The organism is Psychrobacter sp. LFX-11D (assembly GCF_904846475.1).
In the GTDB taxonomy this organism is placed as follows: domain Bacteria; phylum Pseudomonadota; class Gammaproteobacteria; order Pseudomonadales; family Moraxellaceae; genus Psychrobacter; species Psychrobacter cryohalolentis.
In genome coordinates this window covers 54,835-80,013 of the sequence record NZ_CAJHAV010000012.1, presented here as the reverse complement: position 1 = coordinate 80,013, position 25,179 = coordinate 54,835, and the positions used below count along the sequence as shown (strand labels likewise).

Below are 25,179 nucleotides of genomic sequence, written 5' to 3'. Positions count from 1 at the left end.
TTAGAAAGTGGCAACTAAAAGCATGACCATAAAAATTTGCGAATGGTTACTGAAGTGCTTACTTTTATGCTAACTCATTTTATCCCATATCTTACTGAGACGCTTGGGCGATACCGCTATACGGGTTTTCATCGGCTGAGCAAACAGTTGAATGCGGTACTCCTCGACCATCCAGCGGTAATCGCTGATGACTTTATCATTAGCACGTCCTGCAAGTCTTTCCATATGTAAGTCAAGGGCATAGACGCCATCGAGGTCGGCTTCGACATTGTGCTCAAGACGATCGATACGAATCTCTAGCGCTTCCAGATAGCGTGGATACTGCTGCCAGTGGCTATAATCCATACGATAAACAAAATCAGCCAAATGCAAATCTGCTAACTGATCTTCAATATCTTCAATAGACTCGCCAAATATCTCTCGATCAAGCATTAGCATGCTTTGGCGAATACGTTGCCAGCGGGTATAAACGCTTTTGAGCGTTTTTATAACCGTTTGACCAACCAGCAAGAAGTTACTTAGTAGCACATCGAGCGTTTGGCTATACTCTTCAGGAGTAAAGGGTAGCTCCTCACTGAGTCCAACCGCAACATCATTAGCACTCTCAGGTAGGTCTGCCGTATGATCAAACAATACATAGTGCTCTTCGAGTGTTGCATCTAAAGTCGCATCAATGATGATAGTTTTAAGCTTTTCCATATCACCAAGCGGTGCGAATGCCAGTTTAAATATGTTGTCGACTTGACTGGTCAGCTGTTTTTTCTTTGAGCCAAGTCTGCTTTTGATTAGCGTTAACACCCCGATACGGTGCGCCTGCAGTGCTGCATTAACATCGGTATATTGATGGATAGATACCGCTCCACCTGCCTCATCAGCAACCAAAGCAGCAAACTGCTTCATAACCACCCCTGCGCTATGATGGTTTTTACTAAAGGCGAAGTGTTCAGGAAATTCTGTATGCGCACCTTGCTGCTCATTCACCGCTTGGCGAGTCTGAGAGGCATGGCGAATCTGTAGCGTTTGCAGATCGCGTCCTTTTTCGATGATACGGTTCTTATCATCGACCACGCAGATTTGTGGCTGCAAATAACGATCAATACTAGACGGATTAAAATGCTCGGCGGTGACTGACATAATGCCACGGCGGTTAAGTGCTTGGCAAAGCTGTTTTAATAACCCCTGTCCACCCGCAGGCTGCAACTCATCAAACAAACTATCAGCAGTATCAGGAATAGGTACAATCTGGCGACGAATGTCTTTTGGTAATGATTTTAATAACTGCAATACCAGCTCATAACGCCAACCGGGTACACCCCATAACAGCTCAATCGCATCAAGCTGCGGTAGGGCGACAAGCGGCACACGGATGGTTACCCCATCATCATCGCTTGCTGGATCAAAGATATAGCGTAGTGGCAGCTTTAAGTCACCCAGCTTCCAAACTTCTGGGAAATCGCCTGTGGTCGGTGCTTGGCTATTAAGCACGTCTTCATCGGTAAAGAACAGATACTTAGTATCGGTTTTTTCAACTTCGGCACGCCAGTCTTCAAACGTTTTGCGGCTCGCAATATGATCGGGGATTTTTTTATCATAAAACTGATACAAGGACTCTTCATCGACCAATAGATCACGGCGGCGTAATTTATCCTCGATGCGTTCAATGTCAGCAATTTTATCCATATTATGCTGTAAGAACGGTGCTTGTCTACCTAAATTTCCAGTAACCAGACCGTCACGGATAAATATCTCGCGCGACTCGCTTAGATTAACTTGCTCATAGTTGGTCAGTTGCTTGCTGATAATAATCAGACCAAATAAACTGATTTGGGCATAAGCTTTAACGCGGCCAGTTTTTTTCGACCAATGTGGCTCAAAGTAGTGATATTTTAATAAGTTACCGGCGGCTGAAATAATCCATTCTGGTTCAATCTTGGCAACGGTACGCATAAAGACTTGTGAGGTTTCGACCACTTCAAAAGCCATGACCCAAGGTGGTATTTGCTTAAAAACCGTACTGGCTGGGAATATTTTGGCTTTCTGCTGGCGAGCGGCTAAGTATTCACCACGATTTTCAGTTTTGTGAGCAATCGTAGACAACAGACCCGTCAACAATGCGCGATGTAAATTGGCGTATTTAACCGCTTTGAGTGCTTCATCTTCAATCGCGGTAGGGTCACTGTGAGTCACTTCTTTCGAGGCATGCTTGTCAGCAGTTTTTGCCTCATTAGCATCAGTCAGCTTAAGATCAGTGACCATTTGTACTAACTGACGATGGGTTTGACTCCACTCACGTACACGCGGGAAGCTTAGATAGTTTTTCTTCGTAAACTGCTTACGCTGATTGCCAGACAACTTATTGCCATCTTCGTCTTTCTCAAACAGGGCTTTCCACAGACTTAAATAGAATAAAAAATCAGAATCATCTTGGCGAAATTCAGCATGCTTCTGATCCGCTTGCTGGCGCTTATTTACTGGCCGCTCGCGTGGATCTTGGACAGCAAGCGCCGCAACGACAATGAGCATTTCTCGGATACAATCAAAATCGCTACCAGCTACCAGCATACGTGCCAGCCTTGGATCGATTGGCATACGTGCCATCTTTTGACCAGTCGGTGTCAGAACCAGATGATCCAGACCCTGTTTTGATTTTGGCTTGTTAGTTTGTTTAGCTGAAGGTACGTCGTTTTTAGCAGTAATCGCGCCTAACTCATCAAGCAATTTATGTCCATCAGTAACCAAGCGACTGTCAGGCGGCTCAATAAAGGCGAAATCATCGACGCTTCCTAGGCGCAGATTTGCCATTTGCAAAATAACGGATGCTAAGTTAGTGCGTAAAATCTCAGGTTCCGTAAATTCAGGACGACCAGTAAAGTCCTCTTCGCTATATAAACGAATACAAACACCCGGCGCAACACGACCACAACGCCCTTTACGCTGATTGGCAGCAGCTTGCGAGATGGCTTCAATTGGTAAACGCTGTACGCGCGAACGATAAGAATAGCGTGATATACGCGCAAAACCCAAATCAATCACATAGCGGATACCCGGTACGGTCAATGCCGTCTCAGCGACGTTAGTCGCGATAACAATACGTCGGCCGCGACCTGATGGCTGAAAGATACGCTGTTGCTCTTCGTAAGTCTGCCGTGCAAATAGTGGCAACACTTCTGTATGCTTAGGTCCATGACGCTCAAGTACTTCCTGGAGCTCACGAATCTCAGCTTCAGTGGCTGCAAATATCAAGATATCTGCTTGATCAGAATGACCTTTACTTTGTGCATCGCTAAAGCATTCTTCCACTGCAGCAACCACCGCACGTGGCAGATTTTCTTCAAAGTCGTCGTAGCTATCATCGTCTGAGCTGGTTACTGGCTCATCTGTTAACGGACGATAACGCACTTCGACAGGGAAGCTTCGTCCTTCGACATTAAAAATAGGCGCAGGAATTTGCCGTTTAAGCTTATTATCGTAGCGACTAAAGTATTCACTAAAGCGTTTAGTGTCCAGTGTCGCTGAGGTAATAATGACTTTTAAATCAGGGCGCTTTGGCAGCAGTTTTTTTAAATAACCCATAATAAAGTCAATGTTTAAACTACGCTCATGGGCTTCATCAATAATAATAGTATCGTATTTGCTCAAAAAACGATCATGACCAAGTTCAGCAAGCAAAATACCATCAGTCATTAGTTTAACGACAGATTGCGCTGTGCCTTGCTCGTTAAAGCGAATCTTGAAGCTGACCGTATTACCAAGCTGCTCGCCCAATTCTTCAGCGATACGGTTTGCCACACTGCGTGCCGCCAGTCGTCGAGGCTGTGTATGCCCTATTTGCCCACGTATACCGCGCCCTGCTAACATTGCTAACTTAGGCAGCTGCGTAGTTTTACCTGAGCCTGTCTCACCTGCAACGATAATCACTTGGTTATCGATGATTGCCTGAATCAAATCATCACCACGTTGGCTAACAGGGAGATCATGATTCAGTTTTTCTGCCAGCCTATCTGGAATGCTCTCTATACGCGCTTGCACCGCTTGTTGCGAGCGAGCTTTTAATTGCTCATATTGCGCGCGTTTTTTATCCAAATCATTGCTATTTTTAACATTGTTTTTGTCATCCGTATTGCTATTTTTATTAGCTGACGATTTTGCACGTGCCAGCTCACGCTCAAGGCGACTGAGATAATACTCGTCCTTCGCGAGCACAGTTAAATTAGCAACAGAAATAACCTGTTGAGTATCCACACTTTTCTGCGTATTTTTTGTCTCGGCGTTCAGATTTTCGGCTTGTACAGGCTGGCTTTTTTCTTGGTTTTCTTTTGAAGTATCAGGCATATTTACTTAGGCTATTTATTATTTAGAAGTAGTTAGATTATGGGGATAATTGAGCTGCGATTCAAGTTACTCGTGTATGGCCTAAACTTGAGTTGTTGCTTATAGAACGTATCAAATTTATAAAATAACCAAAAATCTCACGGAGATAAGGAGTGATTAGACGTATCTCTTAAAACTCATAAACTCATAAACTCATAAGCAACAATTAATATTATCACAGTGCTAATTTTTTAAGATTTTTAATACTTAAATATCCTACGTATTTTTTATCTTCTATGACATTTATACTTTTATCAAGCGCTCTGGCAAGAGGCTCGATAATGATTTTAACATTTGAGATAAGATCATTGACGTTATATATGTTGTCTATATCTACTTCAAACTTGTCATCAATATGTGAAGCAGCGTTAAAAGGCGATGCTTTATCTTTAAAAGTAAATTGTTTATAAAATTCGCTCTGTTTTGCTTGTTTAACTGCATCTGCTTGGCTATCAGCCACGATAAGTAGCTTATAATGAAATTCTTCAAAACTGCCCTGCTGATAGCCGCCTAAATTGATAAAGAATAGCTTTAAGTCGTTGGCGCACTCTGTTTGAATATTGGATTCCACTAATTTAATCGCATAATTATCAACTTTGCTAATAGCGCGGTATGAATCAATATGCCACTTATTTTTCACTTCAGGCCAATGATTATTGATATCTGCTATTAATTCATTAACCTGATTGGCCACGCCAAAAAATATATCATGTTGTTCAATCAACCGTCCTTTGGGACGACCGCCTAATTGAATCATATATAGGGTTGGCATTTTAGAGATTCCTTAGACATCTTATATGTTCCTTGTTAGATAAACCTAGTCAGTTAATAGTCATCCCAATCTGCTTTGAGCAGCTAATACATCAATGATAACAAGAAAGAAACGATAAGTATTTTATACCGACATTATGACTACTAGTAAATGAAAAACCCAATGTTTAAGAATCACTTAAACATTGGGTTTGTTCGGTTATAACTGTTTTCACTTATAGGTTATAGTAAGAAAAAATATGCCCACAAACCTATGATAAAGGTAGAAATAATATTCAGTATGACACCAACACGTATCATCTCTGTCTGCTTAATAAGACCCGTTCCAAAGACAATAGCGTTTGGTGGCGTGGCAACTGGTAGCATAAATGCGCAAGAAGCACCGATACCAATAATCATGACTAATACTGCAGGTGGCAGACCCATTTGCTCAGCAATAGCCGCAAACACAGGGACTAACAAGGCAGCAGAAGCCGTATTAGAAGCAAATTCTGTCAAGAATATAATGAATGCTGCAACTGCCAGTACCACGACGATAAGCGGTGCAGAGGACAGTCCATTAGCAACTGCTTGACCAAGAACCAACGATGCGCCTGAAACTTTTAACACCGTTGATAGCGCAATACCACCACCGAACAACATGAGCACGCCCCAGTCAGTATTGTCAGAAACTTGCTTCCATGAGACCAACCCTAAGCTGACCACTGCTGATGCTGCTAACAGTGCCACAATAGAATCAACATCATCAATATTAAGTGCGGCACCAATTTGTTTCGAGAGTATCCAGCTTAACGCTGTGACGATAAAAACAATAATCGTCAGTACACGCGGCTTATTCCATGCAATAGCCTCATCATCTTCGTTCAGCGTGACCTGACGATTAAGATTGGGCTTGAGGAATAAATACATCGCACCGAGCAATAATGGCAACAGCACCAACATCATCGGAATACCAAACTTCATCCAATCGACAAACGCGATATCCAGTGCTTTTGCAGCAATAGCATTGGGTGGTGAACCAACGATCGTACCCAAACCACCAAGGCTCGCAGAATAGGCAATACCTAATAGTACGAACACAAAAGTGCCACGGTCTTTTTCGCGGTCAACCTGCGTTAGAATACCAAGCGCCAGTGGCAGCATCATCGCAGCGGTCGCGGTATTTGATATCCACATCGATAAAAATGCGGTGACCCCAAATATTAGGAATACCGCATTCCTCAGATTACCACCTGACATGGACAGAATCTTGAGCGCTATTTTCCTGTCTAATTGCTGCACATGCAATGCCGCCGCTAGTGCAAAGCCACCAAAGAACAAATAAATAATTGGATTAGCAAAGCTTTGTAAGCCAATTTCAGCATCGAAATCCGGTAAACCAATTAGCGCTCCTATGACCACCACCAATATCGCTGTAATCGTCACATGTACCGCTTCAGTTAACCATAAAACGCCGATAAAGAACAACATGGCGAGGCCTTTATTGGCACTGATATCATACGGCAATACATTATAGATAAACAGACTGATAACCGCCGCGATAGCGACCACTATCAATCCTTTACCGGTACCTTTTGGGAAGGTATCTGTAAATAAATACTCATTGCCATCGTTAGGAAGATGGCTATCTAGTTTTTTCTCTGACATATAATGTCCTTATTGTACCCAAAGACGGTGTTAAAAATTATAAATATAAAGACGTATTTCAGCCGTTAACCATACCTTTATAATCGTACTTAATAACAGTGCTTACAAAAACAAGGTGCCATCATAGCAGAAATATTATCCACAAAATTATTATCAATATAGACATATTGATAACCTTGTCAGAAATATACTCTTTATTTCATCTACCCAAAACTAATTGGCTTTATAGGTATGGATTTAAGTCTATTTTGAAAAACCAGAAGTCAGTTTGATACAAAGTTACATACCGTCACTAAATATGTTCATATCTTCCCTGTACAACTCATAAGCTGTATCACATACTGAGTTGGTGAAGAACGTTAATAAAAACAAATAGGAGATTCTCATGGCAGATGACAACAAAACTGACTCAACGACGAAAATGGCACCAAAAGACATCAACCAAGATGGATTGGCTAAAGAAGATCAGCAGCGTACTGACGATTCTGCGTTAGATATGATGCAAGGGTTGCACGAACATGAAGACCATAAAGAAGACGATCAGTAGTCTGTTTGGATTCTATTGAAATAAAATTTAAAAATGAAAAAGCGCTTATCAAACTGATGGGCGCTTTTTTCTTGGCTGTCTTTTCTCTGGTAGATTGTCTGATACATAGTTGTATACGAAGGCTGCGCTCAAAACAATAGTAATAGGCAAAAACAACGCACCATAGCCCACTCTGGCATATAAAAAAGCACCTACAGCACTGCCAGCGCAAAAACAGTACCAAATAATCGCCTGAAAACCTAATGTTGGCTTACTGATGCGACGACCCGCCAGCCAATTACCGATGGCAGCGCCCATATCTGAGGTTAGTCCTGTTAAATGCGTGGTACGAATCACTGCACCGCTATAAGTGGCAACCATGGCATTCTGTAAGCCACATGCCATAGCAGCGGCAAGCTGTCCTAGATAATCATGCTGCTGGTATAACCAATAGCTTATTAACAATAATGCCGCTTCAATATAAAGCGCATTGCCATAACGTCGACCAAGCTTCAATGATGTCTGACCAATGACAAAGCCACTCAAAATTGCCCCTGCCAAAAACGACAGCAGTAACGCGCCGATAAATAAAAGGCTTCGAATGTCTAGATAAGCGATGGCAGCGGCAAACAAGCTTACGTTACCTGTCACATGCGAGACAGATAAATTGGTAAAACCCATTAATGCTGCCGTATTGACACAGCCTGCACTGAATGCCAATACGGCGCCACCCCACAATATCCATCTTGGTAATTTGGTTATCATATTCGTCGCTTAATGGCTTATCAGCAAAAAACCCATAGTATAATCAAAAAAGACAGCCGATTGGCTGCCTTCCTTACTTCTCATTATATATCGTTGAGAATTGCCTTTTAACTATTTAGGCTCATCAAGCATCATTAGCTGCTCGCTGATCGCAACCGTATTGAAGCCTGCATCAACAAACATAATCTCACCAGTGATACCTGACGCCCAAGGCGACAATAAAAATAGCGCGGCATTACCGACTTCAGCTTGAGTAATATTACGCTGTAGAGGTGCAATCTTTTCACTGATATCAAGCATTTTACGGAATGACTTGATGCCACTGGCGGCAAGCGTACGAATAGGGCCTGCCGAGATCGCGTTGACGCGAATGCCCTCACCGCCCATAGAAGTTGCAAGGTAGCGAACACTGGCTTCAAGACTCGCCTTTGCCATACCCATGACGTTGTAGTTTGGCAATACTGAAATACTGCCTTCATAAGTCAACGTCAACATTGAGCCGTGGCGCATAGCAAGTAGCTCACGCGACGCTTTTGCCAATGCCACAAAGCTATAGCTTGAGATATCATGGGCGATATGACTGCCTTCACGGGTTGTCGCATTGACAAAATCACCATCAAGCTGATCCATCGGTGCAAAGCCAATTGCATGTACTACGCCATTGATGCCATCGCCCCAATGGGCAGTGACTTGCTCAAAACAAGCCGCAATAGACGCATCTGATGCCACGTCACACTCAAGGACTAAGTCAGCCTCAAATGCTTGAGCCGCCATATCTACCCGTTTTTTGATTTTATCATTAGGATAAGTCAAAATTAACGACGCGCCTTCACGATGTAGTGCTTCAGCGATTGCCCAAGCGATAGATAGTTTGCTAGCGATGCCTGTAACAACAAAACGCTGTCCTTGTAATAGCATAATATTTCCTTTTAAGTCAATTTAGGTCATTTAAATGATCGATTATTTTTAATAGTTGGCTAACAAATAGCGAGTGGAAGTATCAATTGAAAGATGAGTTATTATACACGAATTGATTTAAGTAAACAGTCGTAAACTGTATTTGCTTACACTGTATTAATGCCTAATCCCGCTCAATAATACCATTTAATATTGATAAAACGGTGAACTACCGGCTACAGCAGTATGAAGTTAAGTAGATTTCGAGTATAATCACAGCCCTCCCAGCTTGCACAATTTTTATAATAATCCTTTACAACCATTGTTTGTAACTAAGGATTTAGCGTTAAGCTACACCCACATTTTGGATGGCTGCCAAACTTATGAGCAATACTGCAACAATAGCATCAGACTACCAAGAAAGCATCGAATCCTATCGCCAGCTCATCGCCTCAACGGGTGAGGACTTGCATCGTCCAGGACTTGAAGATACCCCAACACGTGCTGCCAAAGCATTTGCGCATTTGACCAAAGGCTATCATCAAAGCTTAGATGAAGTCGTTAATGACGCTTTGTTTCCATCGACCAACCGTGAGCTGGTATTGGTGCAGAATATTGAGTTTTATTCATTGTGCGAGCACCATATGTTGCCTTTTCACGGTGTAGCACACATTGGTTATTTACCAAACGGTCAAGTGTTAGGGTTGTCTAAATTTGCTCGTATCGTCGATATGTTTGCTCGTCGCTTGCAAGTTCAAGAAAATTTAAGCGAACAAATAGCGCAGACGATTATGGATGTGACGGGCTGCCGCGGTGTGGCAGTAGTAATGGATGCTGCTCACATGTGTATGATGATGCGCGGTGTCAATAAGCAACACTCTACTACGCGCACAATGTCGATGTTAGGTGAGTATGTACATGACAATCAAGCGCGCAATGAGTTTTTAGATGCTGTACCGAAGCGTAAACCTGCTTTTTAATAGACTAAAAACGTTAAATTTAAAAAAAGGATACCTAGTTAGGTATCCTTTTTTAATGCAAACTATTCACGATTTTCAGTCATTAAACAATGTTGAAAAGCCATTAAAGATTGTCAAACAATGCCTAGCTAGCTGATTTTACGTCATTAATCCATTTACCATAGCCAGCCGCTTCCATCTGCGCCAGTGGAATAAAACGCATTGCTGCTGAGTTCATGCAATAGCGTTTACCCGTCGGTGCCGGACCGTCGTCAAATACATGACCGACGTGTGAATCTGCATAACGGCTACGAATCTCGGTACGGGTGCCAAATATTCCTCGATCTGCCTTTTCCACGACAAAGCTAGCATTCAGTGGACGAGTAAAGCTCGGCCAACCTGTACCGGACTTGTATTGATCACGAGACGAATATAATGGTTCACCTGATACTACATCGACATACAGTCCAGGTTCTTTATTATCCCAATATTCGTTATCAAAAGCGCGCTCAGTACTATCTTCCTGAGAGACTTTATATTGAATGTCACTTAGTGATTTTTTAAGATCAGCTTTTGTCGGTTTTACAAAGGTATCTGGGTCAAAGCCTGCACTTGTCTTAATTGTCAACGGCTTTACTGCAGCTGACGAGGTATTCGACATTTCTGACTTTGCACTGGTTACAGTCGGTTTGAATTGGTTGAAATCCAACTCATATTTTTTACCATAGACACTTTCAATGAACTGGTAGCGACCAGAGTTAAACGTATAAGCTTTATAACGTAGTGGATTCTTTTTGTAATAATCCTGATGATACTCTTCTGCTGGATAAAATTCGCTAACAGGCACAATCTCGATTACGACTGGCTTTTTATAGACGCCAGAGGCTTGCAGCGATTGCTTAGCAGCTTCGGCTATCTGCTTTTCTTGCTCACTATTATAAAAAATAGCTGGGCGATACTGGGTGCCTCTATCTACAAACTGACCTTTATCATCAGTAGGATCAGCGATTCGCCATAGGGCTTGAACAATACCATTGTAGGTAATCTTGGTCGGATCATAATAAACTTGAGCCGCTTCAGTATGCCCTGTGCCACCAGCTGAAACAGTACTATAAGTTGGATTTTTAGATTCGCCACCTGTATAACCTGACACTACCTCTACCACACCAGGAATCTTTTCATAACCCGCCTCGACACACCAAAAGCAGCCACCAGCGACCGTTGCTACTGCTAAGTTAGGGTCGGTAGGCGCATAAGGATTTTCAATCGAAACATTTTTTATCGTAGGCGGTTTTTCAGTGGAGGCGCAACCGACATAAAAGACACTGCTCGCTACTATCGCCATGCCCACGACTTTAGCTGGTAATTTATAATTCACTAATAATCGGTGTGTCATGAAAGGCTCCTAAGGGTAATATCATGTAACCCTTGGGTCTCACAGAAATATTCCTAAAGTGTTGTTTATATACACCATATTTAATGAATGGCCATAAAAAAATCTTATTACCCTTCGGTAATAAGCTTTTTATTAATTCATCACTAGGTTATTCATTTAGCAAATCATCTATGCAACTTTATCGCTCTTAACATCAGTATCGGCATGCTCATCACTGGCTTGCTGAATCTTCGTTAAAATGCTCTTGATTTCAGACGCAGACAAATATGTTGGCACTGCATAGGTATCACTGACTTCTTTAGCTGCGGCTTTAGCAATGCTATCAAAGTCAGTGGTTTTCATACCTTTAACCGTTGGATCGATATTTAAAGTGGCAATCAATTCGCGAACTTGAGCGATAAGATGATCTGCAATCACAGCATTACTTTTGCCCGCTTGACCATCCTCAACCATACCCGTTTTTCTAGCCAGCTCCGCCAGTCTTTTTTTGCTTGCCTGACGATTGACATCAAGTACATAAGGTAACACGATGGCATTGGCGCGACCATGAGGAATACTATAATACGCACCAAGCTGATGAGCGATGGCATGGACATAGCCAAGGCCCGCTTTATTAAAGGCAATACCGCCGTAGTGAGCGGCAATGCCCATTGCTTCTCTGGCTTTGAGATTGCCGCCGTCTTTATATACTACTGGCAGATTCTGCATAACTGACTTCACCGCAGAAGCCGCATAATAGTCGGTCTCGACGCTCGCATTAGCACTCATCCAAGCTTCTAAGGCGTGGGTCAACACATCGATACCCGTATCCGCTGTGATATGAGCCGGCATCCCTTTCATAATAACTGGGTCAATAGCGGCGGCTAATGGCACCATTCTTGGGTCGATAGATAGTGCTTTTTGATGGGTTTTATCATCTGATACAACTGCACCAAGTGTCGCTTCCGAACCAGTACCCGCAGTTGTAGGCACACAGTACAGCGGTACAGAAGGCTTTCGTGCTTTGAGTATGCCGATAAGTTGCTGCGGCTTGCAGTTGTTGCCTTGTGACATAGCAATCATTTTAGCTGCATCAATCACAGAGCCGCCGCCGATAGCAATAATAGAATCGCATTTAGCATCAACGGAGATGCGTAGCCCTTCTTCAACCACTTTAAAAGTAGGGTCTGGCGTAATACCGTCATAGACTTTATAGCGGATATTTTTGCTATCTAGATAATCAGTGACTTTTGCAGGTATACCAAGCTTATTCAATACCGCATCAGTGACGATAAAGACATTGGTGCTACCTTCATTAATCAACATGTCGCATAGCTCATCACAAGAGCTTTCGCCGACGAATAACATCGGTCTTCTAATCGGGATAACATAAGCGAAGGCTTTTAGTACTTTGGCGCGTGTCTTGGCAACGGCTAAATAGCCAGCATGCTGTAATCCATCGGTACTTACTAACTTACTACTTACTAACTTACTACTTACTAACTTACTACTTACTAACTTATTACTTACTAACTTATTACTTACTAATTTAGCAATACTATTTTGTTTTTTCATGGGTATAAAAATCCTTTTTTAATGATGCTTTTAATGGTAATAATGACCGTTTGAACTAACCGAATAAATCAAGGTTCAAATAATATACATAGGACTAGGTTCTATATAAAGTAAACTACTGTCCAAACTTATTGTACCATTGCGATTTTTGGTATGTCGCTATTAGTATGAACTGCTATGTTCTGAGTATTTAGTATCATTTACTTAGGCTATATCACATTCGCCTGAAATAATTGCTTTGCATACGGATGTTGTGGATTATTAAACACGTCTTCGGTACGCCCAAACTCAATGCACTTGCCTTCTTTTAACACTATAATTTGCTGACACAAAGCACGGACTACTTTTAAATCATGACTGATAAACACATAGCTGATTTGCAATTTTTCTTGAATTTCACGTAGTAAATTCACTACAGTGACTTGCGTAGTGCTATCAAGCGCAGACGTTGGCTCATCCAATATTAAGAGACTTGGCTGCATAATGAGTGCGCGAGCCAGAGCCACCCGTTGACGCTGACCACCTGATAACTCGTGCGGATAACGCTGCGCAAACTCTAACGGTAAATGCACGGTAGCAAGACTGCTCATTACTGCCTGCTGACGTGATACTTTAACAACGCCTTGTACTAACAACCCTTCTTCGACGATTTCCATGACAGTCATACGGGGATTAATACTGGCAAATGGATCTTGAAAAACCATTTGAATCTGTGAGCGGAAGGTGCGCAAATCACGTTTTGATAACGCCGCAATATCTTGATTATTCACCATTATCTGACCACTGACACGCGCTTGATTGCTAATTAACTGGCTTAACGCAAGCGCTATGGTAGTTTTCCCTGAGCCTGACTCACCAACGATGCCCAATGCCTGACCTTTTTGCAGGCTCATATCGACATCTTTAACAGCCTCGAACCAGCGTTTGGTACCACCAAACAGACTTTTTTCAATTGGAAACTGTACTTGCAAGTTATTTACTTTCAATACAGTTGGTTGCTGATTCTCAGTATCAAATAAATCTAATGCTTGTCCAAATTCTTGTTTGATAAGCGAGCGGGTATATTCTGCTTTAGGCTGACTAAATACCGCTGCCGTTCTACCCTGCTCAATAGTCTGCCCTTGACGCATAACGATGACTTCATCACTGTAGCGCCTGACCAGATTGAGGTCATGGCTAATCAATATCATCGCCATATCATGCTGACGTTTAAGATTGTCTAATAGAGCGAGAATCTCATGTTGCAAGGTCACATCAAGCGCAGTGGTTGGCTCATCAGCGATTAAGATGTCAGGTTGCTGCGCTAATGCCATGGCAATCATCACCCGCTGACGCTGACCACCCGATAACTCATGTGGATAGCGATTTAGCTTATCAGTAGGATCGGTGATATTGACATCATTTAACAAGGCGATACTTTTTTCATGCCATTGATTTTTGGATACTCCGATTAGACGGAGCGATTCTGCAATTTGTTTGGCAACTGTATGCAATGGATTAAGCGCTGTCATTGGCTCTTGGAACACCATGCCGATGCGCTGACCACGTACATCACGTAGAGCTGCATTACGTGTTCTATCGTTGGCTATCGGTAATGTAGTCATTCCCAATGTATCTGCTAACTGCACTTTACCAGTAACGGTCAAGCTATCTGGGAGCAAGCCTAATAGCGCAAGACTTGCGATCGATTTACCAGAGCCTGATTCACCAACGATGGCTAGTGTTTGACCTTGCCTGAGCTCATACGTTAGCTTATCGACTAAAACAGTACCCAAAGTAGTTGCGATGTTAAGCTTATCCACTGTCAGCATGAGCTTATTTGATATATTGCTATGATTGTCATTTAAAAGACTATTTTGCTCAGTAGCAGTTGTCATATTCTCAGTTGTCATATTAAGAGCGCCTCGGATCAAAGGCATCACGCAGTGCTTCGCCAACGAAGATGAGCAACGACAAAATAAAGGTTAAACTAAAAAATCCCGATAAAGCCAGCCAAGGCGCATCAAGGTTGTTTTTCCCTTGTACCATCAGCTCACCCAGCGACGGTGACCCAGGCGGTAAACCATAACCTAAGAAATCTAGCGCTGTTAACGCAATAATATTGGCCGTTAAAATGAACGGCAGCTGTGACAAGCTTGATGCTAAGGCATTGGGCAAGATGTGCCTTAGCATGATTTGGCTGTCGGAAGCCCCCAGATTACGCGCCGCACGCACATAATCAAAGTTACGCGCGCGCAAAAACTCTGCCCGTACCAAACCAACCAATCCCATCCAGCCAAACAATAACATCATCGCAAATAGCATAAAAATACTAGGGCTAAATAAGCTGACCAAAATAATAATCATAAACAGCTGCGGCATACCGCCCCAAACCTCCATGAAGCGCTGACCAGCCAAATCTATCCAACCACCGTAATAACCTTGTATCGCACCGACGATAATACCAATTAATGCACCGGCAAGTGTCAATGCCAGACCAAATAATAATGACACTCGCATGCCATACAGTATACGCGCCAGCACATCGCGACCCAAGTCATCCGTACCAAGCCAATTCTGGCTATTGGGTGCCGCTGGATATGGAATACCCAGCTCAACATTTGGCGTCTGATCAGCAAACGGAATGATCGGCATCACATAATAACCCTGATCATTAATCAGTGTTTGTACCGCAGGATCTTTGTAATTGGTCTCGGTCTCAAACACCCCGCCAAAAGTCGTCTCAGGATAGGCTTTTAGTACGGGGAAGTAGTAATTGCCTTGATACTGTACAAGTAGCGGCTTGTCATTGGCAATCACATTTGCTGCCATACAGATGACAAATATCAAGGCAAAAATGAATAGCGATATGACACCAAGACGATTTTGACGAAAGCGATTAAGTCGCGCCTGCCAGATAGGATTTAGGCGACGTTTTTTTTCTATAGCAATAGCAGATGCGCTTGAGTGCATTGAAGGTAATGGATGACTTGACATTAGCGCCCCTCAAAATCGATACGGGGATCAATTAAGTGATAACTTAAATCACTGATTAACTGTAATAACAGTCCGACCAAGGTAAAAATAAACAGCGTGCCAAATATCACGGGATAATCACGCTGCTGAATGGCTTCGAAACCTAACAAGCCCAAACCATCAAGTTTAAAAATAATCTCAATAAGGAAATTACCGGCAAAGAAAATGCCAACGATAGCCGCTGGAATACCGGCGATAATAATCAGCATGGCATTACGAAACACATGTCCATATAGCACTTGACGCTCACCCAAGCCTTTGGCACGAGCAGTAAGCACATATTGCTTGCCGAGCTCTTCTAAAAAGCTAAACTTGGTCAAATAGGTCAAGCCAGCGAAACCACCAACCGTACTTGCTAGCAGCGGTAGCGCCAAATGCCAAAAGTAATCTTTGATTTTACCCAGCACGCTCAATTGATCAAAATTCTCAGAGGTCAAGCCTTGCAGTGGAAAGATATTCCAGTAGCTGCCACCTGCAAAAAACACTAGTAATATAACGGCAAATACGAAAACGGGAATCGCATGGCCGATAGCTAGTAGCATGGCTGTGACTTTATCAATCCCTGAGCCATGATGCATGGCTTTATAGACCCCTAGTGGAATCGCTATCATATAAATCAGCAGCGTGCTCCAAAGCCCAAGCGAGATTGAAACGGGTAGCTTCTCGATAATCAAATCAGTGACCGATTGCCCTTTAAAAAACGACTCCCCAAAATCCAGCTGGGCATAATTTTTTAGCATTAGCCAAAAGCGCTCAGGCGCGGATTTGTCGAAGCCATATTGTGCATTAATCGCCGCCACCATCTCTTCTGATAGGCCGCGCGTGCCTTGATACGTACTATTATTACCTGAACTACCCGCACCAATATTACCGCCCAAGGCATTGTCTTTTGCACCTTGCTCAATCATGGCGAATTGCTGCTCAACAGGACCGCCGGGCGCTGCTTGTACAATGACAAAATTCGCCAGCAATATCAAAAATAGCGTCGGTAATATCAATAACAACCTTTTTAAGATATAACGACCCATAATGGCGGCTTCCTAATAGTAAGAAATATGGCAATAGAAAGAATGCGCAGCTAATAACTATCAAAGCGTCAGTCAAAGCATTGATTAGAATTTAAAAGTTATTTTTAAGCTCACGTAGAGCTGCAAATACAGTCAAAGATTTATCATCATCGGTATTAAACTGAGCCTTTACACCTGCAATCACACTCGGCTCTTGCGTGCGTAAAAATACATTGATCGCACGTTCATGTCCTAAAGTAACGGGGAGCGTCGGAATGCCTTGTGCGGTTTTGTCTTCTGCTTGTGCCAAAGCTTGCTGCATCGCTTCATTAACAGGCTCAATCGACAACCCAAAACGTAGATTGCTAGCAGTATATTCATGTGCAGGATATAACAGCGTCTCAGATGGCAGTCCATTTAGACGCTTAAAGCTGTCATGCAACTGCTCAATCGTTCCTGTAAACACACGTCCGCATCCAGCACTAAATAAGGTATCGCCACAAAAGCAATGCTTAAGGCCATCGATATCTAATATATAAGCCATATGGCTAGCGGTATGACCGGACACATCCCATACCTGCGCAGAGCAGCCCCACGCGCTTACTGTACTACCATCCTTTATGGTCTGATCTTCATCGACATTATGCTCAGTATGCGCAACCAGATGCGTCATCGGATACGATTCTTGTAACTCTGCAACGCCGCCGATATGGTCATGATGATGATGAGTCGTCCAGATAGACGTCAGCTCTAATCCATTTTCCTCTAAATAAGCAACGACTGGTGCCGCTTGACCCGGATCAATAACAATGGCTTGCTTGTTACTCTCATTGATTAATGTCCAAATATAGTTGTCATTGAACGCTTTAATTGGGTGAATACGAATACTCATACTAAATCCTTACCAGTGGTTATCTTTATTGCTAATGTCTATTAAATTCTTTCAAATTACTTTTAATGTCACTGTCACTTACTGTCATTGTCGATTACTGTTTTAAATATTGATTAACGCGTGCTTCTGCTTTTTTATCCGTCCACCAGTAATCAATACCGATGGCATTAGATGGCAGCTTTTCAGTATGACGGTATTGATTCCAATATGCGACATTGGTACTAGACTTACCATATAACGGCACCAAATAGTGACCTGCACGCAGCAGGCGATCGAGCACCTGAGTATAGAGTACAATCTCATCACGGTTTTTAGCATTGGCAAGCAACGCTGTTACTGTATCGATAGCGGTATTTTTTATGCCAGCCGTATTATGATTACCAGGCTCATCAGCCGCCGCACTGCCCCAAAATGCCGCTTGCTCAGCACCAGGCGATAAGCTCTGGGCGAATACATCGACTACCATGTCATAATCAAAACGACGCACACGCTCATAATATTGTGCACCATCCACTTGGCGTAGCGTCACATCAAAGCCTAAACGCTTTAGATTACGAATATAAGGCAACAACACTCGACCCATGGTTTCGCCTGTCATTAAAATTTCAATCTGAGCAAGCTTGCCATCCGGCTGATACAGCTTCATATCTTCATAATAAAATCCAGCATCTAGCAACAGCTGCCGCGCCTTTAACAACCCTTCGCGATTAAAGCCACTACCGTCACTGGTTGGCAGCTGCCACTCCATTAATACTGCTTTGCGCTGCATTGGCTCAAGTTTAGATAATAATGGACTTAGCACCTGCATCTCTGCATCTGTCGGCGTGCCAGTGGCGGCAAGCTCTGAGCCATGAAAAAAGCTTTGCAAACGCTCATACTGCCCATGAAATAAGGTTTTATTCATCCACTCAAAATCATAAGCTGCGGTTAATGCTTGACGGACACGAATATCTTGAAAGATGGGCCGACGCATATTCATGACAAGTGCTTGCATCGGCACTGGATTTTGACTGCTTATTGACTCTTTATTAATAAGACCTGCTTTTACTGCGGGGAAATTATAACCCGTTGCCCAGTTAGACGCTTTGTTCTCTGGGCGAAAACGATACTGACCCGATTTAAAACCTTCAAAAGCAATCTCATCACTTTGATAGTAGACAAACTTAATCATATCAAAATTATAACGACCACGATTGACCATCAAATCACGACCCCAATAATTGGGATCACGCACATAACTGACCGCCCGTCCCGCATCAACGCGCCCTAATTTGTAAGGACCGCTACCCATCAATGGCGTTAGGCTAATTTTTTCAAAATCAGCATCGATAGAGGACTTGGCAAAAATAGGAAATTGACCAACCGTTAATAAAATCTCTTTATTTTTATCAGAGGCAAAAACAAATTTTACTTGCTGTTTATTAATAATCTGAATGTCTTTAATATCCCCCAAATAGCTGCGAATATACATCGGCCCTTTGTTCAGTATCGCGTCGTAAGTGGCTTTTACATCATGACTGGTCACCGGTGATCCATCCCAAAAGCGTGCGGCAGGATTGATATGATAAATAATCCAGCTGGTATCATCAGGGTCATAAGTGACCTTACTTGCCAGCTGCGGATACATGGTAAAAGCTTCATTTAATGAGCCAGTCATCAAGGTATCATATAGATAGTCGGTGCCAGCCATTGCTACCCCCGTGGTCATCCATTTATTAGCCGCATTAAAAGTACCGCGCGCATCAAGCGACAACGTGCCACCGGTGGGCGCATTTGGATTGGCATACGGCATAAATGGGGCGTTGATATATTCAGTAGGACTATTATGACCAAGCGCAGTAGTAGTGATCGGCACCGCGATACTGGCTGGTATCCAGCTCGCCATGGTCACTAATAGGACAGTTTTTAGCATGGTATTTTTTATCATAATAAAGTTATAACAAACCCCTGTGCTAGCCCAATGAATATGATGATAATTGACTGAAGTGCTGCTCTATATGTAAAGCAGTAAGTGCCGCAAAATTTTATCATAACAAACTTAGATTTTTTAACCTAATGGTTTGCAGCGTGAAAGTGACTCTATGACACAATGACACATTATTCACCAATGATAAGCATTAATGCTCATAAAAAAAGACGCAACTCATAAAAGTGCGTCTTTTTTCCAAAAACTGTACTGACTTAAGCGTGCTTCTTTTCAAACGCAATCATAAAGTCGACCAGTTGCTGTACCCAGTCTAGCGACACCGCATTGTAGATGCTAGCACGCATACCGCCAACATCGCGGTGACCTTTTAGATGCAGTAAACCTGCGGCTTCTGACTCTTCTAAAAACACTTTATCAAGACTGCTGTCAGCCAACGTAAACGGGACGTTCATGATAGAACGATACTTAGGGTCGACTGGATTGCTATAAAAGCGACTATCATCAATCGTTTTATAGAGCAAATCCGATTTTTGTTGATTGATTTTTCCGATAGCAGCAACGCCGCCTTGCTCTTCTAACCAATCAAAGACCAGCCCTGCCAAGTACCAAGAGTACGTCGCTGGCGTGTTTGACATAGACTCTTTTTCGGCTTGGTGTTCATAGTTCATGAGTAGCGGGCACCACTCACTTGCCTGCCCTAATAAGTCTTCGCGAATGATGACAATAATTAGCCCAGCTGGACCAATATTCTTTTGCGCACCAGCATAAATCATCCCAAATTTAGATACATCAATCGGTTGTGACAAAATGCAAGATGACATATCAACGATAATAGGCGCATCAACTTTCGGTGGCTCAAATACTTGCAAACCATGAATGGTCTCATTGGCACAGTAGTGGAAATACGCCGCATCTTCGCTCAGGTTCCAGTCACTTTGGTCTGGCACGTCGGTAAAGTTACTGTCTTTGCCTGTTGCCACCAGATTAACTTCACCAAGACCTAAATTAGCATAACGCTGCGCTTCTTTAATGGCTTTTCCTGACCAAGCACCAGTAGTGAGGTAGTCACCGCGTCCACCATTTAACAGATTTAATGGAATGGCTGAAAACTGTAAGCTGGCGCCACCTTGCAAAAACAGCACTTTATAATTGTCTGGAATATCCATCAATGAGCGCAGTTTGGCTTCAGCTTTTTCAGTAATCGCGATGTATTCTTTACTACGATGGCTGATTTCCATCACCGATACGCCGCGTCCTTGCCAGTCTAGCAACTCTTCTTGAGCACGTGATAACACGGCGGTCGGTATAGTAGCAGGGCCTGCTGAAAAATTAGGTACACGGTTAGGAGTGGCTTTGGTAGTCATAATCATTATCCTAAATATGATAAAATCATCGTTGTTAGTTGGGATTTAAAACTTATGGGATTTAAAACTTATGGGATTTAAAAGTTAACCATTGAAATACTTCTTACATTTTTATTTTATTGGCTAACGACTATGTTGCTTATAAAAAATGATCAAAACTTTCACTATTAATCAGCCGAACCAGAAATCATCTCCCAAAGCGTGCGCTTTAAGCGACTATCAGTAAGCATTTCATCTAACGTTGGTGCAGCAGTCAAATCGGGATGCTCAAGCCCTTCAGGTAACGCAGTCAACGCCAACACCTTTATTTCTTCTTCGCAGCGTCCAATTTTAAAGACATGTCCAGCAAAACTGGCATTGGCAAGCTCAGCCGTATCCATGCCTTCACAGATAGGGAATGATGTTGTCTCACAAGAGATTGATAGCGCTTGTGTGATATTTTGCCACAGTTTTTGGCTGTCATTATTAAGCGCTTGAATATCAGCAATGATTACCCAATCGCCATAACGACCACCTTGTAAGTCGAACGGTGCTACCTTAAGGGTATGGTCATAATGATTGTCATTAGAAAATACCTGCTCATCAAACAGGGCAACGTCTTGTTGAACGACCGTATCTGTCTTAGAACCAACTGCGGTATCAGGGCTGACTGCATCAAAATTATAAGTAACTGGGCTTTGCTGGTTAAAGGTATGCGCGCTTATATCTTGGAGGTCGTCAGTTCCCGCTTCATTATATGGATAAGCAGAGACATTATGGTCAGCACTGCTATCTAATATTTCAACGTTTTCTTCATCTGGATTTACGATGCTGACAACTGGCTGTTCATTATTTGGCTGTGTCTTGACGTTGCTAGAAGTAGAATCAGACTGAGTCATACTGGGCATGACAGTAGATGCTGCAATATCACTGATATTAAGAGTTTCTGAGCTTGGATGCACCCACTGATTGATACCCATCATCGCTAAAATCTGACGCTGCTGTACACGGTGCTGTAATACCAGCTGCGGGTCTTGGATATCACTCATGCGACTCTACTATCCTACTTATCTAAAATGGGTTTACAGGCTTTTACTGTCAAAAACGATGCTAACAATTACTTGATGCATTAACTATAAAATCGTCCAATCTACCTAAAAAAGCTGTTTAACACCAAGCCAGTGCTCTGCTAGTATCGTTAAGCAATCATATTCATCTTGGCTGACTATCGTATCGTGTAACATCACTGTATGCAATGTACTTAGCCATTGACGATAGTTGCTAACTATATATAGATTATCAGTAATGACATCATCAATATGGCTGTTTTGTATAGCGCTATTATACTCTATTTGACCATCACTCTGCTGCCTGTCTTGATAATTATCACCAGCCTCTTCACTGTCTATGCTTGGTGATATAAAAACAGGCACTGCTTCTATCAATGCCAATAATTGCACACTATTTAAATTTTGTGCAGTCAATAGTAGCCATTGTAAATTTGCATTGCTCACTGCTGTTAAATCAATATCAATCAGGCGTGCATGACGGCGCACATATACAACATAATTGGACACATTAAAACTTCTACCACTCAGAGCTGATGCTACCTGACCTTTGACATCTTTTGATAATCGGTAGGCTAGTAGCGTTAATATTGTTTTTTCAGCGTTGCCAAGGCTGTTAAAAACCTGACCTGATGGATCAAGCTGGGCATAAATATCATCTAAACCAGCTCGTAACTCCAGTTGCCATGATTCATTAGCATTTGCTAACTTATGGTTTAAAACACCAGCCAGTATAGGCAGTAGTTGCTGTAAGTGCAGCGCCTGCCATAATGACAAAATTGATGGTGACCGAGAGATTGTATTCTCTGAGCGCATGAATACTGGTTTAGGCTCACCCATGTAAACGTCATCATTGGCTATTTCATCAGCAAAATTTCTGCTTAAATCGACGGTTAACTGACTTTTAAACAGCTCAATGATGCCGTGCTGATAGCGCATCAGCATGGTACGAGATTTTGTTTGCTGTTTATAATATAGATGGCTTTGGTGGCTATGGCTACTTTCACTTTTTAAGCGTAGTTCATTTATTACGCTTTCGGATAAATTATGCTGGGATAGTTGCTTTATAGCAAATATTATCAAAGCACTATCTAACCGCCGATCAATACCAGCAACCATCTCTAGTAACTGCTGGTCTATGGTATGCAACAATATTTTCTGATCACTCATTATATCAATTCGAGGTTTTACATTAGACGTAGAGCTACTATCAGTCGTAGTCACTACCCTATCTTTAGGAATACCACTCCAGATATCTGATAAATCATAAGTGGCAATTGTAGATAATATGCAACCTTGATGGCATAACATCACTGCCTCAATCAAAACTTGCGCACCCCGCGGATGATAACTGTGATTAAGCACATATTGTGGCAATGACACCTTGTTTATAGCAGCAGTACTGATTAATTTTTTTGCCAGCAGGTCGCTATCATGCTTTGCTTGCCATGGCCTTATCAGCTGACGTTTATCGATCGACTTTGCTTTTACTTGTAAACGCCCATCAACTATCACATCCTTCTCTACAGCGAACTCAAGACCTGAGTCCGTGTCTAAATCACTACTTATTTTTGTATCATTGTTCTTATAAATACTAGGTGATGACTGAGATTGAATTATGATTTTTTCTGGCGATTCTGTACTTAGGCTATTATTTCTTCTTTTGAGGCTATTTGCTGTTATTACTCCCCAATCACCCAGCCGGCGCTGCTCATAAACTTCTTGTACTTTCTTCTGATTAATACGTTTTTCTTTGGCAACTTGTATGGCAAAGTCGTGATAAGTATTAGCATTAATGGCGTTCATACGCTCACTCAAACTTGGATGAGTGGCAAACCATGAGACATCACCTAGGTCGGCGCCGCTACTGGCAAAGAAAAAATGACTCAGTCCATTAATATCGGCGATACCTGTCAAGCGCGAACCCAAAGAATCTTGATGAATGGCTTGCAAGGTTTCCATAATTGCTGGCGAGCGTGTGAGCTGTATACTGGTCGCATCGGCTAGCAATTCACGCTCGCGGTTAAAGCTGTGCTTGATTAGTTGAGCACTTGCCATGCTAGAGAAGCTCAACCCATGTATTAGTAATGTCCAGATATTACGCGGTGCTTGTCGATCTATTACAGGTATATTTTGCAACCATTTCGACTGACGCTTGGCGGAGGACTGCTGTTGTTGTGATTGCTGCTGCCAGTAAGTGACCCACTCACTATGAGTGGTAAAACGGGCGGTTTGCGCCTCTGTACTGCGTGCAAAATGATCAACTTGTCTCTGTGATAGAGACTGATGGGAAGTGATATCAGTATCAAGAGAACGATGATTGGAAATTGGATCACTCCAGTCATAGAGTAATTGTAAGCCTGCCAGCACAACCATTAGTTGTAGATTAAACTTGGCATCACCATGTAAGAAATGACCATATTCGTGCCCTATCAGACCATATAGCCCCTCATCAGACAGTTTATCAAGCGCGCCTTGAGTAACTACAAGTGCCATATCTTGACTATGACGACCTGCAACGAATCCATTGATGCCTTGCTCGTTAGGCAACACATATAATATTGGCATACTAAAACCTGAAGCAATCGCTAGCTGCTGGGCAATCTCATAATAGCGACGATAAACAGGCGGGAAATCACGCTCATCACGTACCGCAATTTGGCGTGCACTGAAGCGAACCTTTGGTGCAGGCTCATGCTGATGGGCAATCCCTTGACTATGCTCCCACGCATCTTGGCTGTGGTCGATAAATAGGCGAACCCCGCCCACACGCTGAGCAATAGCGCGACCACCCGCTTCTAAACGTCTGTACTCTAAAAAACTGCCAATGACAAAGCTACCGATTATCCAGACCACAACCAGTATCAACACCCAATGATCAATGCCACCAGTAAATATCGTCAGCAGCAGCGCCATGATACCCAGCGCTACTGCCAGATGTGCAAAGACAATGAGAAAAAATAGCCCATAGAGCAATAGGCTACGCTGAGTACGGGTGCGCTGTTCACCAAAAAAATCCATCTAGTTGCCTGACTTAAAAAT

General features: G+C 42.7%; 17 protein-coding genes. 2 read left to right on the top strand and 15 right to left on the bottom strand.

The window, feature by feature from the left end; genetic code table 11:
- Positions 1–69 precede the first annotated feature (69 nt).
- The 3 genes from hrpA to JMX75_RS09835 form a co-directional block, all read right to left on the bottom strand.
- Complete coding sequence (hrpA, locus tag JMX75_RS09845; RefSeq protein ID WP_227673165.1) at positions 70–4,332, bottom strand: ATP-dependent RNA helicase HrpA; 4,263 nt, start codon at positions 4,330–4,332, stop codon at positions 70–72.
- Positions 4,333–4,546: 214 nt separating this feature from the next.
- The gene (locus JMX75_RS09840; protein WP_133104634.1) at positions 4,547–5,143 is read right to left on the bottom strand and encodes a DUF1543 domain-containing protein; all 597 of its coding nucleotides are present in this window, start codon (positions 5,141–5,143) and stop codon (positions 4,547–4,549) included.
- A 221-nt stretch (positions 5,144–5,364) separates the two neighbouring features.
- Complete coding sequence (locus JMX75_RS09835) at positions 5,365–6,789, bottom strand: SLC13 family permease (RefSeq protein ID WP_133104633.1); 1,425 nt, start codon at positions 6,787–6,789, stop codon at positions 5,365–5,367.
- Between the two features lie 385 nt (positions 6,790–7,174).
- Between JMX75_RS09835 and JMX75_RS09830 the strand changes: the two genes are divergently transcribed.
- Positions 7,175–7,336: a hypothetical protein gene (locus JMX75_RS09830; protein WP_011513753.1), complete on the top strand. Its 162-nt coding sequence runs from the start codon at positions 7,175–7,177 to the stop codon at positions 7,334–7,336.
- A 48-nt stretch (positions 7,337–7,384) separates the two neighbouring features.
- Here the strand turns inward: JMX75_RS09830 and JMX75_RS09825 are convergent, their stop codons facing one another.
- On the bottom strand, positions 7,385–8,080 hold the full coding sequence (locus JMX75_RS09825) for a YoaK family protein (protein ID WP_201532188.1): 696 nt from the start codon (positions 8,078–8,080) through the stop codon (positions 7,385–7,387).
- A gap of 111 nt (positions 8,081–8,191) precedes the next feature.
- Positions 8,192–8,998: an enoyl-ACP reductase gene (locus tag JMX75_RS09820; RefSeq protein WP_201532187.1), complete on the bottom strand. Its 807-nt coding sequence runs from the start codon at positions 8,996–8,998 to the stop codon at positions 8,192–8,194.
- Positions 8,999–9,360: 362 nt separating this feature from the next.
- Between JMX75_RS09820 and folE the strand changes: the two genes are divergently transcribed.
- Positions 9,361–9,957: a GTP cyclohydrolase I FolE gene (gene folE / locus JMX75_RS09815; protein ID WP_227673164.1), complete on the top strand. Its 597-nt coding sequence runs from the start codon at positions 9,361–9,363 to the stop codon at positions 9,955–9,957.
- 124 nt (positions 9,958–10,081) lie between these two features.
- On the opposite strand, the gene msrA is transcribed toward folE, so the two are convergent.
- From msrA to JMX75_RS09765, 10 genes are all read right to left on the bottom strand, one after another.
- On the bottom strand, positions 10,082–11,332 hold the full coding sequence (msrA, locus tag JMX75_RS09810; protein ID WP_201532185.1) for a peptide-methionine (S)-S-oxide reductase MsrA: 1,251 nt from the start codon (positions 11,330–11,332) through the stop codon (positions 10,082–10,084).
- Between the two features lie 168 nt (positions 11,333–11,500).
- On the bottom strand, positions 11,501–12,886 hold the full coding sequence (locus JMX75_RS09805; protein WP_227673163.1) for an iron-containing alcohol dehydrogenase: 1,386 nt from the start codon (positions 12,884–12,886) through the stop codon (positions 11,501–11,503).
- Between the two features lie 209 nt (positions 12,887–13,095).
- Positions 13,096–14,778: an ABC transporter ATP-binding protein gene (locus tag JMX75_RS09800; RefSeq protein WP_201532184.1), complete on the bottom strand. Its 1,683-nt coding sequence runs from the start codon at positions 14,776–14,778 to the stop codon at positions 13,096–13,098.
- Position 14,779: 1 nt separating this feature from the next.
- Positions 14,780–15,838 carry an ABC transporter permease gene (locus tag JMX75_RS09795; RefSeq protein WP_201532197.1) on the bottom strand — a complete coding sequence of 353 codons (1,059 nt, stop codon included), beginning with the start codon at positions 15,836–15,838 and terminating at the stop codon, positions 14,780–14,782.
- Between the two features lie 23 nt (positions 15,839–15,861).
- Positions 15,862–16,929, bottom strand: coding sequence for a microcin C ABC transporter permease YejB (yejB, locus tag JMX75_RS09790; protein WP_181209899.1), 1,068 nt, complete (start codon positions 16,927–16,929; stop codon positions 15,862–15,864).
- Positions 16,930–17,020: 91 nt separating this feature from the next.
- Positions 17,021–17,800 (bottom strand): hydroxyacylglutathione hydrolase, encoded by a 780-nt coding sequence (gene gloB, locus JMX75_RS09785; RefSeq protein ID WP_201532183.1) that lies wholly within the window; start codon positions 17,798–17,800, stop codon positions 17,021–17,023.
- Between the two features lie 94 nt (positions 17,801–17,894).
- Positions 17,895–19,727: an extracellular solute-binding protein gene (locus JMX75_RS09780; protein ID WP_201532182.1), complete on the bottom strand. Its 1,833-nt coding sequence runs from the start codon at positions 19,725–19,727 to the stop codon at positions 17,895–17,897.
- A 254-nt stretch (positions 19,728–19,981) separates the two neighbouring features.
- A complete protein-coding gene (gene serC, locus JMX75_RS09775) occupies positions 19,982–21,091 on the bottom strand; it encodes a 3-phosphoserine/phosphohydroxythreonine transaminase (RefSeq protein WP_201532181.1) in 1,110 nt (369 codons plus the stop codon).
- A 167-nt stretch (positions 21,092–21,258) separates the two neighbouring features.
- Positions 21,259–22,119 carry a hypothetical protein gene (locus JMX75_RS09770; RefSeq protein ID WP_201532180.1) on the bottom strand — a complete coding sequence of 287 codons (861 nt, stop codon included), beginning with the start codon at positions 22,117–22,119 and terminating at the stop codon, positions 21,259–21,261.
- A 105-nt stretch (positions 22,120–22,224) separates the two neighbouring features.
- On the bottom strand, positions 22,225–25,158 hold the full coding sequence (locus JMX75_RS09765; protein WP_201532179.1) for a M48 family metalloprotease: 2,934 nt from the start codon (positions 25,156–25,158) through the stop codon (positions 22,225–22,227).
- Positions 25,159–25,179 lie beyond the last annotated feature (21 nt).